At 70.4% G+C, this 18,756-nt stretch carries 15 protein-coding genes; 10 read left to right on the top strand and 5 right to left on the bottom strand.

Annotation, left to right across the window (positions count from 1 at the left end; genetic code table 11):
* The first annotated feature begins 9 nt into the window (after positions 1-9).
* The 10 genes from uvrC to RR1_RS22235 all read left to right on the top strand — a co-directional run bounded on the left by uvrC (position 10) and on the right by RR1_RS22235 (position 12,076).
* Entirely contained in the window at positions 10-2,277 is a 2,268-nt protein-coding gene (uvrC, locus tag RR1_RS03370) for an excinuclease ABC subunit UvrC (RefSeq protein ID WP_040773994.1), read from the top strand.
* A 44-nt stretch (positions 2,278-2,321) separates the two neighbouring features.
* Positions 2,322-3,188, top strand: a complete 867-nt coding sequence (gene rapZ / locus RR1_RS03365) for an RNase adapter RapZ (RefSeq protein ID WP_051111230.1) — start codon at positions 2,322-2,324, stop codon at positions 3,186-3,188.
* An 83-nt stretch (positions 3,189-3,271) separates the two neighbouring features.
* Positions 3,272-4,258, top strand: coding sequence for a gluconeogenesis factor YvcK family protein (locus tag RR1_RS03360; RefSeq protein ID WP_071990756.1), 987 nt, complete (start codon positions 3,272-3,274; stop codon positions 4,256-4,258).
* On the top strand, positions 4,255-5,238 hold the full coding sequence (whiA, locus tag RR1_RS03355) for a DNA-binding protein WhiA (RefSeq protein ID WP_174555398.1): 984 nt from the start codon (positions 4,255-4,257) through the stop codon (positions 5,236-5,238). Before RR1_RS03360 ends, whiA begins: the two co-directional genes overlap by 4 nt.
* Positions 5,239-5,444: 206 nt before the next feature.
* Entirely contained in the window at positions 5,445-6,461 is a 1,017-nt protein-coding gene (gene gap, locus RR1_RS03350; RefSeq protein WP_040773999.1) for a type I glyceraldehyde-3-phosphate dehydrogenase, read from the top strand.
* 70 nt (positions 6,462-6,531) lie between these two features.
* Positions 6,532-7,776, top strand: coding sequence for a phosphoglycerate kinase (locus RR1_RS03345; protein ID WP_040773974.1), 1,245 nt, complete (start codon positions 6,532-6,534; stop codon positions 7,774-7,776).
* Complete coding sequence (gene tpiA, locus RR1_RS03340; protein ID WP_010838913.1) at positions 7,766-8,548, top strand: triose-phosphate isomerase; 783 nt, start codon at positions 7,766-7,768, stop codon at positions 8,546-8,548. The genes RR1_RS03345 and tpiA overlap by 11 nt, the downstream gene beginning before the upstream one ends.
* Before the next feature lie 141 nt (positions 8,549-8,689).
* Positions 8,690-8,923: a preprotein translocase subunit SecG gene (secG, locus tag RR1_RS03335; protein WP_010838914.1), complete on the top strand. Its 234-nt coding sequence runs from the start codon at positions 8,690-8,692 to the stop codon at positions 8,921-8,923.
* A gap of 87 nt (positions 8,924-9,010) precedes the next feature.
* Positions 9,011-11,803, top strand: a complete 2,793-nt coding sequence (gene ppc, locus RR1_RS03330; protein WP_010838915.1) for a phosphoenolpyruvate carboxylase — start codon at positions 9,011-9,013, stop codon at positions 11,801-11,803.
* Positions 11,804-11,920: 117 nt separating this feature from the next.
* Positions 11,921-12,076 carry a hypothetical protein gene (locus tag RR1_RS22235; protein WP_169847019.1) on the top strand — a complete coding sequence of 52 codons (156 nt, stop codon included), beginning with the start codon at positions 11,921-11,923 and terminating at the stop codon, positions 12,074-12,076.
* Positions 12,077-12,082: 6 nt separating this feature from the next.
* On the opposite strand, the gene pgl is transcribed toward RR1_RS22235, so the two are convergent.
* The 5 genes from pgl to tkt all read right to left on the bottom strand — a co-directional run bounded on the left by pgl (position 12,083) and on the right by tkt (position 18,623).
* The gene (pgl, locus tag RR1_RS03325; RefSeq protein WP_010838917.1) at positions 12,083-12,823 is read right to left on the bottom strand and encodes a 6-phosphogluconolactonase; all 741 of its coding nucleotides are present in this window, start codon (positions 12,821-12,823) and stop codon (positions 12,083-12,085) included.
* 65 nt (positions 12,824-12,888) lie between these two features.
* Positions 12,889-13,800, bottom strand: coding sequence for a glucose-6-phosphate dehydrogenase assembly protein OpcA (gene opcA / locus RR1_RS03320; RefSeq protein ID WP_010838918.1), 912 nt, complete (start codon positions 13,798-13,800; stop codon positions 12,889-12,891).
* Between the two features lie 4 nt (positions 13,801-13,804).
* Complete coding sequence (gene zwf, locus RR1_RS03315) at positions 13,805-15,379, bottom strand: glucose-6-phosphate dehydrogenase (protein ID WP_010838919.1); 1,575 nt, start codon at positions 15,377-15,379, stop codon at positions 13,805-13,807.
* A gap of 5 nt (positions 15,380-15,384) precedes the next feature.
* Positions 15,385-16,512: a transaldolase gene (tal, locus tag RR1_RS03310; RefSeq protein ID WP_010838920.1), complete on the bottom strand. Its 1,128-nt coding sequence runs from the start codon at positions 16,510-16,512 to the stop codon at positions 15,385-15,387.
* 2 nt (positions 16,513-16,514) lie between these two features.
* Entirely contained in the window at positions 16,515-18,623 is a 2,109-nt protein-coding gene (gene tkt, locus RR1_RS03305) for a transketolase (protein ID WP_010838921.1), read from the bottom strand.
* Positions 18,624-18,756: the final 133 nt, after the last annotated feature.

Raw genomic sequence — 18,756 nt, 5'->3', positions numbered from 1 at the left:
GTGGGTGTCGTGCCCGATCCGTCGACCTACCGCCCCGCCCCCGGAACGATCCCCACCGATCCCGGTGTCTACAAGTTCCGCGACGTGCACGGCCGCGTCGTGTACGTCGGCAAGGCGAAGAACCTCCGGTCGCGGCTGACGTCCTATTTCGCGGACGTCGCGAGCCTGCATCCCCGGACCCGGCAGATGGTGACGACGGCCGCGAGCGTCGAGTGGACCGTCGTCACGACCGAGGTCGAGGCGCTGCAACTCGAGTACAACTGGATCAAGGAGTTCGATCCGCGGTTCAACGTCCGCTATCGCGACGACAAGACGTACCCGGTCCTCGCGGTGACGCTGAACGAGGAGTATCCGCGACTGTTCGTCTACCGCGGTCCGCGCCGCAAGGGCGTCCGGTACTTCGGCCCGTACTCGCACGCGTGGGCGATCCGCGAGACGCTCGATCTGCTGTTGTGGGTCTTCCCCGCGCGCACGTGCTCGGCTGGAGTGTTCAAGCGCCACAGCCAGATCGGCCGGCCGTGCCTGCTCGGGTACATCGACAAGTGTTCGGCGCCGTGCATCGGCAGGGTGAGCGCCGACGAGCATCGCACGATCGTCGACGACTTCTGCGACTTCCTCGCGGGCCGCACCGACCGCATGGTGCGCGAGCTCGAACGCCGGATGCGCGTCGCCTCGGACGACCTCGACTTCGAGACGGCGGCGAGGCTCCGCGACGACATCGGGGCGCTGCGGCGTGCCCTCGAGAAACAGGCGGTCGTGTTCGGCGACGGCACCGACGCCGACGTCGTCGCGTTCGCCGACGACGAGCTCGAGGCGGCCGTCCAGGTGTTCCACGTGCGCGGCGGCCGCGTGCGCGGCCAGCGCGGGTGGGTCGTCGAGAAGGCGGGCGACGTCGTCGATCGCTCACTGCTCGCCGGGACCGACGACGCAGCGCCGCAGGACCGGGCGCCGCACGACGGCACGGATGCGGGCAGCAGGGACCTCCCGCTGCTCGTCGAGCAGTTCCTCACCCAGTTCTACGGCGAACAGGCCGCGCTCGCGGACGCCGCCGCCGGCACGGAGGCGGCGTCCGCGGTGCCGCGCGAGGTCCTCGTCCCGGTCCTGCCGCCGGACGCCGAGCAACTGCAGGAGTGGCTCACCGAACTCCGCGGGAGCAGGGTCCGTCTTCGGGTGCCGCAGCGCGGCGACAAGAAGGCGCTCGCCGAGACCGTCGCGCGCAACGCGGGGGAGGCGCTCGCGCAGCACAAGCTGCGCCGGGCCGGCGACTTCACGTCGCGGTCCGCGGCGTTGCAGGGGATCCAGGAGGCGCTCGGACTCGACTCCGCACCGCTGCGGATCGAATGCGTCGACATCAGCCACGTCCAGGGCACCGACGTCGTCGCGTCGCTCGTCGTGTTCGAGGACGGGCTGCCCCGCAAGTCCGACTACCGGCACTACGCGATCAAGGAGGCCGCGGGCGACGGCCGCTCCGACGACGTCGCGAGCATCGCCGAGGTGACGCGGCGGCGCTTCCTGCGGCACAACCGGGACCTCCAGTCGCTCGCCCAGCAGACGGGCGCCGGGGCCGTCCCCGACGCCGAGGACCTGCGGGACGAGAACTCCGGGGGAGACGGCGGCGATCTGGCGCCCGAGGCGGCGATCGACCCCAAGACCGGCCGCCCACGCCGGTTCGCGTACCCGCCGAACCTCTTCGTCGTCGACGGCGGTGCGCCGCAGGTCGCCGCGGCGGCGGCCGTCCTCGACGAACTCGAGGTCACCGACGTCGCCGTGATCGGGCTCGCGAAGCGGCTCGAGGAGGTGTGGGTCCCCGGCGAGGAGGACCCCGTGATCCTGCCGCGCACCAGCGAGTCGCTGTATCTGCTGCAACGTATCCGCGACGAGGCACACCGGTTCGCGATCACCTTCCACCGGAGCAAGCGCTCGCGGCGGATGACGGCGTCGGCGCTCGACTCCGTCCGCGGGCTCGGCGACACCCGGCGCCGGGCGCTCGTCGAGCACTTCGGGTCCGTCGCGCGCATCCGCGAGGCGTCCGTCGACGAGATCACGGTGGTGCCGGGGATCGGTGTCGCGACCGCCCGGGCCGTGCTCGCGGCGCTCGGTGGCAGCGATCCGCGACACGACGACGCCGGACCGGTGACGGACTCCGCCGCCGTGGGTGAGAATTATGCTGCCGATCGGCCGTCCACCACCACGACGGCGGCGGCGGCGGACGACGGCGATCCCCAGCCGCGTGTCGGACACGTCCCACGAAGCCTCACGAGAACGGAAGCGGAGTGAAGAACCAGGATTCGTCAGTGCCGGTCGTGCCGCCCCGGGCGCCGATGGATTTTCTGCTCGTGACCGGCCTGTCCGGCGCGGGCCTGCAGACCGCGGCGAAGGTCCTCGAGGATCTCGGCTGGTACGTCGCCGACAATCTCCCGCCCGAACTCGTCGCCCGGATGGTCGACCTCGGCATCGAGAGCGACTCGCCGATCGAACGGCTCGCCGTCGTCATCGACGTCCGCAGCCGGCTGTTCACCGGCGATCTCGTGTCGGTCCTCGACGTCCTCGGCAGCAAGCCCGTCCACGTGCGCGTGCTCTATCTCGACGCCGACGACGCCGTCCTCGTGCGCCGCTTCGAGCAGGTGCGGCGCTCGCATCCGCTGCAGTACGACGGCATCGACGGGACGCTCTCGGAAGGCATCGCCGCCGAGCGTGCGCAGCTCGCGCCGATCAAGGCGACCGCCGATCTCGTGATCGACACGTCGTCGCTGTCGGCGCAGCAGTTGCGTCACCGGCTCGAGGACGCGTTCGCGACGGACATCGATCACGCCGTCCAGGTGACGGTCCAGTCGTTCGGATTCAAGTACGGCCTCCCCATCGACGTCGACGGCGTGTGCGACGTCCGGTTCCTGCCCAATCCGCACTGGATCCCGGAACTGCGGCCCCTCACGGGCCAGTCCTCGGCGGTGAGCGAGTACGTTCTCGCCCAACCCGGCGCGCAGGACTTCCTCGACACGTATCGTCACGTGCTCGAGCTCACGGTCGCGGGGTACCGGCGGGAGGGGAAGCGCTACATGACGATCGCGGTGGGATGCACGGGCGGCAAGCATCGCAGTGTCGCGATGACCGAAGCCCTCGCGCAACGGTTGCGCGACGATCGCGGCCTCGCGGTCCGCGTCGTGCACCGGGACGTGGGGCGCGAGTGAGCGCGGCGGTGAATCCCGAGCCCGCCGAACGGCAGGTTCTTCCGGAACGTCACGATTCCGCCGGCGGAGCCGAGGGTCCCTCGATCGTCGCGCTGGGCGGCGGCCACGGCCTGTACGCCACGCTGCGTGCCGCCCGGCGGGTCGCCGACGCCGTGACCGCGGTCGTGACGGTCGCCGACGACGGCGGCTCCTCCGGCCGGCTGCGTGCCGAACTCGGCGTGATCCCGCCCGGCGATCTCCGGATGGCGCTGGCGGCCCTCGCGGACGACGCGTCCGACGTCGCCGAGTGGACCGAGACCATCCAGCACCGCTTCGGTGGCACCGGCGCGCTCGCGGGGCACTCCGTCGGCAATCTCCTTCTCGCGGGGCTCACCGAGGTGCTCGGCGATCCCGTCGAGGCGCTGGACCGGCTCGCCCGGTTGCTGCGGGTGCGCGGCCGCGTCCTGCCGATGTCGCCGGTCGCTCTCGAGATCGAGGCCGACGTGCAGGGCCTCGAATCGGATCCGCGGGTGAGCCGCTGCATCCGCGGCCAGGTCGCGGTGGCGACGACCCCCGGCAAGGTCCGGCGCGTGCGGTTGCTGCCGCACGATCCGCCCGCCTCGCCCGCGGCGGTGAGTGCCGTCGAGTCCGCCGACATGGTGGTCCTGGGCCCGGGCTCGTGGTTCTCGAGCGTCATCCCGCACGTCCTCGTGCCGGAACTGTTCGAGGCGCTCCGCACGACCCCCGCGCGCAAGGTCCTGGTACTGAATCTGGCGCCCGAGCCGGGCGAGACCACCGGATTCTCCGCGGAACGCCATCTGCACGTACTGTCGCAACACGCACCGGGATTCACCGTCGATCACGTCGTCGTGGATTCCGCGTCCGTTCCGTACGGGCGCGAACGCGAGCACCTCGCCCGTGCCGCGCGCGGGCTGAACGCGGACGTCGTCTACGCCGACGTCGCCGCCACGGGAACGCACGTTCACGACGCGGCGGCACTGGCCGCCGTCCTCGCCGACCTCGCGTCCGCGCCGCGCGGTCGTACGGCGATCGCACCGCAGGGAGAGAGGAAGAGCGCTTCGTGGCAATGACAGCGGAGGTCAAGGACGAACTGAGCAGGCTCGTCGTGACGCAGGTGAGTTGCCGCAAGGCGGAGGTCGCGTCGCTGCTGCGATTCGCCGGGGGCGGCGGACTGCACATCGTCGGTGGCCGGGTCGTCGTCGAGGCCGAGGTCGACATGGGCTCGATCGCACGCCGGCTCAAGCGCGACATCTTCGATCTCTTCTCGTACAACGCCGATGTCCACGTGCTCGGCGCGGGCGGACTGCGCAAGTCCGCGCGCTACATCGTCCGGATCGCGAAGGACGGCGAGGCGCTCGCGCGCCAGACGGGCCTGCTCGATCTCCGCGGCCGCCCCGTCCGCGGCCTTCCCGCCCAGGTCGTCGGCGGCACGGTCGGCGACGCCGAGGCGGCGTGGCGCGGCGCGTTCCTCGCTCACGGATCGCTCACCGAGCCCGGCCGCTCGTCGGCGCTCGAGGTGAGCTGCCCCGGCCCCGAGGCCGCGCTCGCCCTCGTCGGCGCCGCCCGGCGGCTCGGCATCTCGGCGAAGGCGCGCGAGGTGCGCGGCGCCGATCGCGTCGTCATCCGCGACGGCGAGGCCATCGGCGCCCTGCTGACGCGAATGGGTGCCCAGGACACCCGCCTGGTGTGGGAGGAGCGCCGCATGCGGCGCGAGGTGCGGGCGACCGCGAACCGGCTCGCGAACTTCGACGACGCGAACCTGCGCCGGTCCGCGCGCGCCGCCGTCGCCGCGGCCGCACGCGTCGAACGCGCCCTCGAGATCCTCGCCGACGAGGTCCCCGATCATCTCGCCGCAGCGGGGCAACTGCGTGTCGAGCATCGGCAGGCGTCGCTCGAAGAACTCGGCCAGCTCGCCGATCCGCCGATGACCAAGGACGCCGTCGCGGGCCGCATCCGCCGGCTGCTCTCGATGGCCGACCGCCGCGCGAAGGAACTCGGTGTCCCGGACACCGAATCCGCCGTCACCGCCGAGCTGCTGGACGACGCCTGAGCGCTGCGCGCACGTGACGGACGCGCGCTGCACGCATGTGTGGGTAGGCGTCACGGCGCCACCGCGTCCGCATTAGGGTGGAAGACGACGTCGGCGGCCGCATCCGGCCCGTCGGCGCGACCGGCATGCAGCCCCGCGCCACGGCACGACTGCACGTCCACACACTGCCGCACACTGGTACGCAACACTGGTTAAAGGAGCACACTGTGACGATCCGCGTAGGCGTGAACGGTTTCGGCCGAATCGGACGCAACTTCTTCCGGGCCCTCGACGCGCAGAAGGCGTTGGGAACCACCGACATCGAGATCGTCGCGGTCAACGACCTCACCGACAACGCGACCCTCGCCCACCTGCTCAAGTACGACTCGATCACGGGCCGGCTGCCGTACGACGTCTCCGTCGACGGTGACGACATCGTCGTCGGTGACCAGATCATCCGCGGCCTGTCGATCAAGGAAGGCCCGGCCGCACTGCCGTGGGGCGACCTCGGCGTCGACGTCGTCATCGAGTCGACCGGCATCTTCACGGACGCCACCAAGGCGAAGGGGCACCTCGACGCGGGTGCCAAGAAGGTCGTCATCTCCGCTCCGGCGAAGAACGAGGACATCACCATCGTCATGGGCGTCAACGACGGCGACTACGACGGCAGCCAGAACATCATCTCCAACGCGTCGTGCACGACGAACTGCCTCGCGCCCGTCGCGAAGGTCCTCGACGACACCTTCGGCATCGAGCACGGCCTCATGACGACGATCCACGCGTACACCGCGGATCAGAACCTGCAGGACGGCCCGCACAAGGATCTGCGTCGTGCGCGCGCCGCCGCGCTGAACATCGTGCCCACCAGCACGGGCGCCGCGAAGGCCATCGGCCTCGTCCTCCCGCAGCTCGTCGGCAAGCTCGACGGCTACGCGCTGCGCGTGCCCGTCCCCACGGGCTCGGTCACCGACCTCACCGTGACGCTCGGCAAGTCGGCGACCGCCGAGGACGTCAACTCGGCGATGAAGCAGGCGTCCGAAGGCGCGCTGAAGGGTCTGCTGAAGTACACCGAGGACGAGATCGTGTCGAGCGACATCGTCACCGATCCGCACTCGGCGATCTTCGACTCGAAGCTCACCAAGGTCAACGGCGGCGAGGTCAAGGTCGTGGCGTGGTACGACAACGAGTGGGGCTACTCGAACCGTCTCGTCGATCTCGTCGGCCTGGTCGGCAAGTCGCTCTGACCCACCGCCGCTCGGCACGAGACCCGCATCGCACGACCCGCATCGCACGAGACACGAAGTGAGAACCACTGTGACTACATCGAGCACGTCGCCCGGCGCGTCGGTGCCGACCCTCGAGGATCTGCTGGAGGCCGGCGTCGCCGGCCGCGGCGTCCTCGTGCGGTCGGACCTCAACGTCCCGCTCGACGGCGACCGGATCACCGATCCGGGCCGGATCATCGCGTCCGTCCCCACCCTGAAGGCGCTCGCGGAGGCCGGCGCGAAGGTCGTCGTGACGGCGCACCTCGGCCGCCCGAAGGGCGAGCCGGATCCGGCGTTCTCGCTCGCGCCCGTCGCGGCGCGGCTCGCCGAGGAACTCGGACGCAACGTGCAGCTCGCGTCCGACGTCGTCGGCCAGGACGCCCTCGCACGGTCGGAGGGGCTCACCGACGGTGACGTCCTGCTGCTCGAGAACGTCCGGTTCGATCCGCGCGAGACGAGCAAGGACGACGCCGAGCGGGAGGCCCTCGCCCGCGCGCTGGTCGAGCTCGTCGGCGACGACGGCGCGTTCGTGTCGGACGGCTTCGGTGTCGTGCACCGCAAGCAGGCGTCGGTGTACGACGTCGCGAAGCTGCTCCCGCACTACGCGGGACGGCTCGTGGCGGCCGAGGTCGAGGTGCTGCGGACCCTCACCGAGGATCCGGAGCGGCCGTACGCGGTCGTGCTCGGCGGCTCCAAGGTGTCGGACAAGCTCGCGGTGATCGAGGCGCTCGCACCGAAGGTCGACACCCTGGTCATCGGCGGCGGCATGTTCTACACGTTCCTCGCGGCGCAGGGCCTGGAGGTCGGCAACTCGCTGTGCGAGGAGTCGATGATCGACACCTGCCGCGAGTTGCTCGACCGGTTCGCGGACGTGATCCACCTTCCGGTGGACGTCACGGTCGCCGACGCGTTCGCGGCGGATGCGGACTCGAAGGTCGTCGCGGCCAACGCGATCCCCGAGGGCTGGATGGGGCTCGACATCGGCCCCGACTCGGTCGCGCGGTTCGCGACGATCCTCACCGGTGCGCGCACCGTTTTCTGGAACGGCCCGATGGGCGTGTTCGAGTTCCCGCGGTTCTCGGCCGGGACGCGCGGCGTCGCGGAGGCCATCGCGCAGGCGACCGGCAAGGGCGGCTTCTCGGTCGTCGGCGGCGGCGACTCCGCTGCCGCGGTGCGTCAGCTCGGCCTGCCCGACTCCGGCTTCTCGCACATCTCGACCGGAGGCGGTGCGTCGCTCGAGTACCTCGAGGGCAAGACCCTTCCCGGCCTGGAGGTGCTCACCGATGGCGCGTAAGCCGCTGATCGCCGGCAACTGGAAGATGAATCTGAACCATCTCGAAGCCATCGCGCTGGTGCAGAAGGTCGCGTTCTCGTTGCCCGCGAAGTACTTCGAGAAGGTCGATGTCACGGTGATTCCGCCGTTCACCGACATTCGCAGTGTCCAGACGCTCGTCGAGGGCGACAAGCTGCTGCTCACGTACGGCGCGCAGGACGTCTCGCAGCACGAGTCCGGTGCCTATACCGGTGAGATCAGTGCCGCGATGCTCGCGAAGCTCGGCTGCACGTACGTCGTCGTCGGGCACTCGGAGCGTCGCACGCTGCACGCCGAGACCGACGAGGTCGTCCTCGCGAAGGCGAAGAAGGCGCTCGAGCACGGGATCACGCCGATCGTGTGCATCGGCGAGGGTCTCGAGGTGCGCGAGCAGGGCGATCACGTGTCGTACTGCGTCGACCAGTTGCGGGCCTCGCTCGCCGGGCTCTCGGCGGACGATCTCGCGAAGATCGTCGTCGCGTACGAGCCGGTGTGGGCGATCGGCACCGGCAAGGTGGCGACCCCCGCCGACGCGCAGGAGGTGTGCGCTGCCGTCCGTTCGGCGCTCGCCGATCTCGCCGGCGCGGACGTCGCGGCGGGTGTCCGCATCCTGTACGGCGGCAGCGTCAGCTCGAAGAACGTCGGCGACATCGTCGGGCGTGCGGACGTCGACGGAGCTCTCGTCGGCGGCGCGTCGCTCAAGGCCGACGACTTCGCGACGCTGTCCGCGATCGCGGCCGGCGGGCCGCTGTAGGCGCTTCGCGCTCGTGCGCGACTTTCCGGTCTCCAGGCCGGAAAGTCGCGCACGACCGCGGGCTTGTAGGGTGTACGGAGAGTTCGTACGCGACCCGTCCCTGTTCCGACCGTTCCGATTCGAGGGTGGACCGAAAACGCCATGGCGCTGTTCCTGGATGTTCTGCTGGTGATCACCAGCGTGCTGCTGATCCTGCTGGTGCTGCTGCACCGTGGCAAGGGTGGCGGCTTGTCCAGCCTGTTCGGTGGTGGCGTCCAGTCGAATCTGTCGGGCTCGACCGTCGCGGAGAAGAACCTCGACCGTCTCACGGTCTTCACGGCCCTGATCTGGGTCATCGCCATCATCGGCATCGGGCTCGAGATCCGCTTCGGCTGACGCCTCGTCGCCTTTCCTGCGGGCGCACGCGCCCCGTTCGATACTGGAGTCATGACCTCCAGTGACTCGACCTCACCCGACTCGCCCATGGGGGCCGTCGCCGATCGCAAGGTCGGCAGTGTCCACGACACGCCGCGCGACGCCCCCGAACCCCTCCGTCAGGACATCCGGCTCCTCGGCGGGATTCTCGGGTCGATCGTCCGCGACCATGCCGGTGAGCGCGTCTTCGATCTCGTCGAGGCCGCACGCACGTCGGCGTTCGCGGTGCGGCGCTCGGAGCTCGATCGCCAGGACCTCGCCGAGCAGCTCGCGGCCGTCTCCGACGACGACGCCGTCGAGATCGTCCGCGCCTTCAGCCATTTCGCGCTCCTCGCGAACGTCGCCGAGGACATTCACCGTGAGCGTCGCCGCGCCGTGCACGTCGCGGCGGGGGAGCCCGCACCGGACAGCACGCTCACCGCGACGTGGCGCAAGCTCGACGCGGCGGGGCTCTCGGCCGAGCACGTCGCCGCGGTGCTGCACGACGCCGTCGTGTCGCCCGTCGTCACCGCTCATCCCACCGAGACCCGTCGCCGCACGGTGTTCGACACCCAGTCGCAGATCTCGGCGGCGATGCGCGAGATCGATCGCGGTGGCCTGACGCCCGGTGAACGCGAGCGGCTCGAGCAGGCTCTGCGCCGGCACATCCTCACGCTGTGGGACACCGCGCTCATCCGGCTCTCGCGGCTGCGGATCCAGGACGAGATCGAGGTCGGGCTGCGCTATTACGACGCCGCGTTCTTCGAGGTCGTCCCGCAGGTGAACGACGAGGTCCGCGACGCGCTGCGGGCCCGCTGGCCGGAGGTGGGGCTCGGCGGCGCGCCGACCGTGCGGATGGGCTCCTGGATCGGGGGAGACCGCGACGGCAATCCCAACGTGACCGCCGACGTCACCATGCGGGCGACGCAGCGGGCGGCGCAGGTCGCTCTCGAGCACCATCTCGGCGAACTCGCGCACCTCGAACAGGAGTTGTCGATGTCGGCGCGCATCGTCGAGGTGTCCGCCGAGCTCGATCTCCTCGCGTCGGCGTCCGGCGACGACGCCGAGAACCGGCTCGACGAGCCGTACCGTCGCGCGGTGTGGGGACTGCGCGGACGCCTCTCCGCGACCGCCCGCCGCATCCTCGGATTCGTTCCGGCACACGGCGTCACGGCCGACCTCGAGCCGTACGACGGCCCCGGCGAACTCGCCGCGGATCTCACCGTGATCGACACCGCGCTGCGGCGCTCGGGAAGCGACGTCATCGCCGACGACCGCCTCGCGCGGGTGCGTTCGTCGGTCGCGACCTTCGGGTTCCATCTGAGCGGCCTCGACCTCCGGCAGAACTCGGACGTGCACGAGGAGGTCGTCGCCGACATGCTGGCGTGGTCGGGCGTCCACACGGGATACGCCGACCTGGGCGAGGACGACCGCATCGCGCTGCTCTCGGACGTCCTCGCGACGAGACGTCCGATCACGGCGCCCGGCGCACGGCTGAGCGACCTCGCGGCCAAGGAACTCGCGATCGTGCGGGCCGCCGCGGACGCGGTCGCCGCCCTCGGGCCCGACGCGATCCCGAACTACGTCATCAGCATGTGCACGTCCGTCTCCGACATGCTCGAGGTCGCACTGCTGCTGAAGGAGGCCGGGCTGTTCGATCCCGGCGACGACGACACCGAGCCGTCGTGCCCGGTCGGCATCGTCCCGCTGTTCGAGACGATCGACGATCTCGCCGGTGGCGCGAGCACTCTCGAAGCGGCACTGCGGATTCCGCTGTATCGGCGGCTCGTCGCGGCTCGCGGTGGCGTGCAGGAGGTGATGCTCGGCTACTCGGACTCGAACAAGGACGGCGGCTACCTCGCCGCGAACTGGGGGCTGTACCGGGCAGAACTCGAACTCGTCGAGGCGGCCGCCCGCGCGGACGTCCGGCTGCGGTTGTTCCACGGGCGCGGCGGCACCGTCGGGCGCGGTGGTGGACCGAGCTACGAGGCGATTCTCGCGCAGCCGCCCGGCGCGGTGCAGGGGTCGCTGCGGCTCACCGAACAGGGCGAGGTGATCGCCGCGAAGTACGCGGAACCGCCGCTCGCACGCCGCAACCTCGAGGCCCTCGTCGCTGCGACGCTCGAGTCGTCGCTGCTCGATCTCGAGGGACTGGGCGACGACGCCGAGGAGGCCTACGCGATCCTCGACGAACTCGCCGTCCTCGCACGCGGCGCATACGGCGACCTCGTCCACGACACCCCGGGATTCGTCGAGTACTTCGAGACCGCTACCCCGGTCGGCGAGATCGGCGCCCTCAACATCGGATCACGCCCCGCGTCCCGCAAGCAGACGACGGCGATCTCCGATCTGCGGGCGATCCCGTGGGTCCTCGCCTGGACCCAGTCGCGGGTGATGCTGCCGGGCTGGTACGGCACGGGCACCGCCTTCGAGCAGTGGATCGACGGTGACGACGCGAAACGCGAGCGGCTCGCGGATCTGTACCGACGCTGGCCGTTCTTCCGCTCGGTGCTCTCGAACATGGCACAGGTGCTGGCGAAGTCCGATCTCGGGATCGCCGAGCTGTACTCGCGGCTCGTCCCCGACGAGGACCTGCGACGGCGCGTGTTCGACCGCATCACCGCGGAACACGAGCGCACGCTCGCGATGTACACCGCGATCACGGGCAACGACACGCTCGTCGCCGACAACCCGTCGCTCGACCGGTCGGTGCACAACCGCTTCCCGTACCTCGAACCGCTGAACCTGCTGCAGGTCGAGATGCTGCGCCGCTACCGCGCTGGCGACGACTCGGACAAACTGCGTCGCGGCATCCTGCTCACGATGAACGGGCTGGCCACCGCGCTGCGCAACAGCGGATAGCGCGGGGCGAGGCGGCCGGACGTACGTGAGCGGGGGAGGGAACCGAACGCCCCGCGCGTGCGTCTGTTGCAGTATCGGGCCCGACACCCGGGCCGGCATCCGCAGCAGGAGGCACCGGTGAGCCGACAGGACGAACTGCGTTTCCACAGGCGATCGCGCTCGAACGGCCGCATGGTGTGGCCGTGCACCGCGGTCCGCGTGCCACGCCGCGGAGATCTGCCGGACGGCGGCGCGAGCGAACCCGCGACGACTCCGGCCGACGACGAATCCTGAGCCGGCTCAGCTCTCGGGCAGCTCGGACGCCGCCGCGGTGTCGAGGAACCACACCGTCGCGGACCGTCCGCGGGCACCGGCCGCGGGCACCTCGTGGACGTCGGCGTCGCCACCGATCGCCGCGGCGGCCGGAGCGGCCTTGTCGGAGCCCGTCACGAGGAACCAGACCTCGTCGACGTTGCGCAGCGCCGGATACGTCAGCGTGATGCGGACCGGCGGCGGCTTCGGGGAGTCGTGCACGGCGACGACCGCCGCGGTCTGCTCGTCGAGCGCGGCGTGGCCGGGAAACAGCGACTCGATGTGACCGTCGGGGCCCATGCCCAGCAGATGCACGTCGAACTCCGGCGCCGGATCGCCCCGGCGCGCGAGCAGTTCCCCGTAGGCCCGTGCCGCGGCCTCGGCGTCGTCGCCGAACTCGCCGCCCGCCGCAGGCATCGGGTGCACCCGATCGGGATCGACGTCGATGTGCTCGAGCAATGCACGACGAGCCTGCAGTTCGTTGCGGTCGCCGTCGTCCTCGGGCACGAATCGCTCGTCGCCCCAGTAGATGTCGACGTGACGCCAGTCGACGTCCGACTGCGATCGGCGCACGTGGTCGAGTACGGCGATACCGGCACTGCCGCCGGTGAGGACGATCGAGCACACACCGCGCTCGGCCTGCACCGCGGCGATCTTCTCGACGAGGCGTTTGCCCGCGGCCTGCGCGACGGCGTCGAGGTCGTCGAACACTTCGATACGAACGGTCACGGCCTGTCTCCTTCGGTCGTGTCGGTGGTGAAGGTCGTGTCGGTGAAGGTCGTGCGGTCAGCGGGTCAGGACGTCACCTTCGCGAGGCCCGCGAGCGCTCCGGCGTAGATCTCGTCCGCGTCGAGGCGCCGCAGTTCCTCGGCGAGGCAGTCGTGCGTCGGCCGCCGCCCGAGCGCGACGAGCGCATCGGGTGCGCCGGTCCGCGACACTGTGGCCGTGGTTCCGGTCTGCGGCCGGCTGATCGTGAGCGATCCGCCGCCCTCGAAGTTCAGCTGGGCGTAGAGCGGACCCTCCTCGCGGCGGACCGGGACGTCGCCCAGCCTGCTCGCGAGCCAGCCCGCGAGCATGTCGACCGCGGGTTCGGTGGCGAGTCCGGAGACCGTCGCACCGACGACGGTGGCGTACGGCGGCTGATCGAGCGCGGAGACGAGCAACGCGCGCCAGCCGGTGACCCGGCTCCACGCGAGATCGGTGTCGCCGGGCGTGTACGTCGCGAGTCGCGCACGGATCACCGCACCCGGATCGGGGGCGCCCGTCGCGTCGGTGATGCGGCGCACCGCGAGCCGGCCGATCGGGTCGGTCGCGGGACTCGGCGGTGCCTCCTCCGGCCACCACGCGACGACCGGTGTGTCGGGCAGCAGGAACGGCACGACGACGCTCGACGCATGATCGGCGAGCTCGCCCGAGAGCCGCAGCACGACCACCTCGGATGCTCCCGCGTCGCCACCGACCCGGATCTGGCCGTCGAGCCGGCGCGGCGCGTCCCGGTCACCGCGGACGACGACGATGACGCGGCACGGATGCTCGCGGCTCGCCTCGTTCGCGGCGTCGATGAACTGCTCGGACTCCTCGCTCTCGCGGAACGACACCACGAGCGTCAGGACGCGGCCGAGCGTGACCGCGCCACCGATCTTGCGGAGCTCGACGAGCTTCTTGGAGACGTCGACGGTCGTCGTCTCCGGCATGTCGACGATCATGAGCTCACGGCCTCCTCCACTCGCGTCCCGCACGGGCCAGCATCTCGTCCGCCGACGACGGGCCCCACGTGCCCGCTTCGTACGGCTGCGGACGTCCCGCCCGTGCCCAGTGCTCGAGGACCGGATCGAGGATCGACCACGACAGTTCGACCTCCTCGTTGCCGGGGAACAGCGACGGCTCGCCCAGCAGCATGTCGAGGATGAGGCGTTCGTACGCCTCGGGCGACGTCGTGGTGAACGCCTGACCGTAGCTGAAGTCCATCGTCACGTCGCGGACCTCCATGCCCGACCCGGGGACCTTCGAGCCGAAGCGCAGCGTGACGCCCTCGTCCGGCTGGATCCGGATGACGAGCGCGTTCTGCCCGAGTTCCTCGGTCATCGTCTGATCGAACGGCAGATGCGGTGCACGCTTGAAGACGATCGCGATCTCGGTCACCCGCCGCCCGAGCCGCTTGCCCGTCCGCAGGTAGAAGGGGACGCCCGCCCATCGGCGCGTGTCCACCTCCACGGTGATCGCGGCGAACGTCTCGGTCGTCGAGTCGGCCGCGAAGCCCTCCTCCTCGAGCAGCCCGACGACGGGGAGCCCGCCCTGCCAGCCCGCCGCGTACTGCCCGCGCGCCGTCGTCGTGTCGAACGGTTCGACGGGCCGTGTCGACCGCAGTACCTTGATCTTCTCGGCCTGCAGCTCGGTCGGCTCGAAGCTGATCGGCTCCTCCATCGCGGTGAAGGCGAGCAGCTGCAGCAGGTGGTTCTGGATGACGTCGCGCGCCGCGCCGATGCCGTCGTAGTACCCGGCACGGCCCCCGAGACCGATGTCCTCGGCCATCGTGATCTGGACGTGGTCGACGTAGTGCGCGTTCCACAGCGGATCGAACAGCTGGTTCGCGAAGCGCAGCGCCAGGATGTTCTGGACCGTCTCCTTGCCCAGGTAGTGATCGATCCGGAACACGGCGTCCTCCGGGAACACCGAGTTCACGAGCGCGTTGAGTTCGCGCGCGCTGCCGAGATCGTGCCCGAAGGGCTTCTCGATCACGACGCGGCTCCACCGATCGTCCGTCGCGTCGGCGAGCCCCGTACGGGAGAGCTGTTCGAGCACGACGGGAAACAGTGTCGGCGGGATCGCGAGATAGAAACCGTGATTGCCGCCCGTGCCCCGTTCGCGATCGAGGGTGCCCAGTGTGTCCGCGAGCCGCCGGTACGCGTCCGGGTCGTCGAAGTTGCCCTGCACGAACCGGAGTCCGTCGGCGAGGCGTTCCCACACGTCCTCACGGAACGGCGTGCGGGCGTGTGCGCGCACGGCGTCGTGGACGATCTTCGCGAAGTCGTCGTCCTCCCACTCGCGCCGGGCGAACCCGACCAGCGCGAACCCAGGCGGAAGCAGCCCACGGTTCGCGAGGTCGTAGATCGCCGGCATGAGCTTGCGGCGCGCGAGATCGCCTGTGACGCCGAAGATCACGAGCGCACCGGGCCCCGCGACCCGCGGCAGCCGCTTGTCGCGGGCATCACGCAGCGGATTGACCGGACGCGCGGTGCGAGGGCCGTCGGACGGGGATGCGGGGTGCCGGTGCGCTCCGCTCACCGCCGTCAGCTCTTCTGACCGTGTTCGCGCAACTGCTCGGCCGTCGCGTCGAGCAGCTGCTCCCACGACTTCTCGAACTTGTCGACACCTTCGGTCTCGAGCACGGTGAAGACGTCGTCGAGATCGATCCCCGCCGCGGCGAGGTCGTCGAACACCTGCTGCGACGCGGCGGCCGTCCCCGACACGGTGTCGCCGTGGACATCCGCGTGATCGGCGACGGCGTCGAGCGTGGCCTCGGGCATGGTGTTGACGGTGTGCGGCGCCACGAGCTCGGTCACGTAGAGCGTGTCGGAGTAGTCGGGGTTCTTGACCCCGGTCGACGCCCACAGCGGACGCTGCGTCCGTGCGCCCTGCTCGGCGAGCACCTGGAACCACGGCTGGATCTCGAAGACCTGCTCGTACGCCGCGTACGCGAGCCGGGCGTTCGCGAGCGCCGCCTTGCCGCGCAGGGCGAGCGCCTCGTCGGTGCCGATGGCCTCGAGCCGCTTGTCGATCTCGGTGTCGACGCGGGAGACGAAGAACGACGCGACGGAGTGGATCGTCGCGAGGTCGTGCCCCGCCTCCTTCGCCGCCGACAGGCCGTCCAGGTAGGCGGCCATCACCATCTCGTAGCGCTCGACCGAGAAGATCAGCGTCACGTTGACGCTGATGCCCTCGGCGAGGACGCGTGTGATCGCCGGGACGCCGGCGAGCGTCGCGGGAATCTTGATCAGGAGATTCGGGCGGTCGACGATCTTCCACAGCTCGACCGCCTGCGCGACGGTCTTGTCCGAGTCGTGCGCGAGCCGCGGATCGACCTCGATGGAGACCCGGCCGTCGACACCACCCGACGCCTCGTACTGCGGTGCGAGGACGTCGCACGCGCGGCGGACGTCGTCGGTCGTGACGGTCCGGATCGCCGCGTCGACGTCGGCACCGCGCGCTGCCAGCTCGCGGATCTGATCGTCGTACGCGTGGCCCTTGCTCAGGGCGCCCTGGAAGATCGTCGGGTTGGTCGTGACGCCCACGACGCTCTTCGTCGCGATCAGGTCGGCGAGATTGCCGGACTCGATCCGATCGCGTGAGAGGTCGTCGAGCCACACCGACACACCCGCGTCGGACAGTGCCTTCAGGTTGGGGTTCTGTGCGGCCATGCTCATCCCTTCACTCGTGCGAGCGAACGCTGCGCTGCGGCAGTGACGGTCTCGGGGGTGAAACCGAACTCGCGGAACAGGGTCTCGAAGTCGGCGGAGGCACCGAAGTGCTCGATCGACACGATCTCGCCCTCGCTGCCGACGTAGCGGTACCACGGCATCGCGATACCGGCCTCGACGACGACACGTGCCTTGACGGTGGGCGGGAGCACGCCGTCCCGGTAGGCCTCGTCCTGCTCTTCGAACCATTCGAGGCACGGCATCGAGACGACACGCGTCGGGACGCCGTCGGCCTCGAGCGTCTCGCGCGCGGCGACGGCGAGCTGCACCTCCGAGCCCGTCGCGACGAGGATGACCTCGGGCACGCCGTTCGACGCGTCGGTGAGCACGTATCCGCCGCGCTTGACGCCGTCGTAGCTCGTGCCCTCGAGCACCGGCACGTTCTGGCGGGTGAGCGCGAGGCCCACCGGTCCGCGGGTCTGATCGATCGAGCCGCGCTCGAGCGTCGTGCGCCACGCGTGGACGGTCTCGTTCGCGTCGGCGGGACGCACGACCGACAGTCCCGGGATCGCACGGAGCGCCGCGAGATGCTCGATCGGCTGGTGCGTCGGACCGTCCTCGCCGAGCCCGATCGAGTCGTGCGTCCACACGTAGGTGACGCCGAGCTTCATGAGCGCAGCGAGCCGGACGGCGGGACGCATGTAGTCGGAGAACACGAGGAACGTGCCGCCGTACGGACGCGTCGGGCCGGCGAGCGCGATGCCGTTGAGGATCGAGCCCATCGCGTGCTCGCGGACGCCGAAGTGCAGCGTGCGGCCGTAGGGGCGCGCCGACCACATCGTCGTCGAGATCGACTCGGGACCGAACGAATCCGAGCCCTTGATCGTGGTGTTGTTGCTCTCGGCGAGGTCGGCCGAACCGCCCCAGAGCTCGGGGAGCACGTCGCCGACGGCCTGCAGGAACGACGCCGACGCCTTGCGCGTCGCCATCCCCGACGGGTCGGTGTCGAAGGCGGGAAGCGCGTCGGTCCAGCCGTCGGGCAGCCCGTACGTGCTCAGCCGCTCGAGCAGGGCGGCGTTCTCGGGATTGCGCTCGGCCCAGGCGTCGAACGAGCCCTGCCACTCGCGGTGCGCGGTGGCACCGCGCACGAGTGCCTCGCGGGTGTGCGCGATCACCTTCTCGTCGACCTGGAAGTTCTGCTCGGGGTCGAAGCCGAGGACCTCCTTGACCTTCGCGACCTCGTCCGCGCCGAGCGCGGCACCGTGCGCGGCACCCGTGTTCATCTTGTCGGGAGCCGGGAACCCGATGATGGTGCGCAGCAGGATCAGCGACGGCTTGTCGGTGACCTCGCGCGCGGCCTTCAGCGCGTTCTCGATCGCGACGACGTCCTCGCCGCCCTCGACGACCTGCACGTGCCAGCCGTACGCCTCGTAGCGTGCCGCGGTGTCCTCGGTGAACGCGATCGTGGTGTCGTCCTCGATCGAGATCTTGTTGTCGTCGTAGATCACCGTCAGGTTGCCGAGTTGCTGGGTGCCGGCGAGCGACGACGCCTCCGACGTCACGCCCTCCTGCAGGTCACCGTCCGAGGCGACGACGTAGACGTGATGATCGAACGGGCTCTCGCCGGCCGGAGCCTCCGGGTCGAACAGGCCGCGCTGGCGCCGCGCGGACATCGCCATCCCGACCGCCGACGCGAGTCCCTGGCCGAGCGGGCCCGTCGTGATCTCGACGCCACGGGTGTGGCCGTGCTCGGGGTGTCCCGGTGTCTTCGAGTCCCACGTGCGGAGCTGCTCGAGATCGGACAGTTCGAGCCCGTAACCGGCGAGATAGAGCTGGATGTAGAGGGTCAGGCTCGAATGCCCGCACGACAGGACGAACCGGTCGCGGCCGATCCAGTCGGCGTCCGCGGGATCGTGCCGCATCACACGCTGGAAGAGCGTGTACGCGAGCGGCGCGAGGCTCATCGCGGTGCCCGGGTGTCCGTTGCCGACCTTCTGCACCGCGTCCGCAGCCAGCACGCGGACGGTGTCGACGGCCTTGGTGTCGAGTTCGGTCCAGTCCTCGGGGTGGACCGCTGTCGTGAGGTCGCGAATCTCGTCTGTTGTCGACACGAGCGGGGGTCTCCTGACGTAGGTACTTGAACGATGGGTACGTGAACGGTGGGTACGTGATCGGTGGACGTTCGGCCCACGAGCGCCTCGGGTTTCGAGTGGCCCGCATGCTTTCCTAGCGTAGCCCTACGCC

The sequence above is a fragment of the Rhodococcus rhodnii NBRC 100604 genome, from assembly GCF_001894925.1.
Classification (GTDB): domain Bacteria; phylum Actinomycetota; class Actinomycetes; order Mycobacteriales; family Mycobacteriaceae; genus Rhodococcus_F; species Rhodococcus_F rhodnii.
Note: the sequence above shows the minus strand (reverse complement) of the source record. Positions and strands in the feature narration are given on the sequence as shown.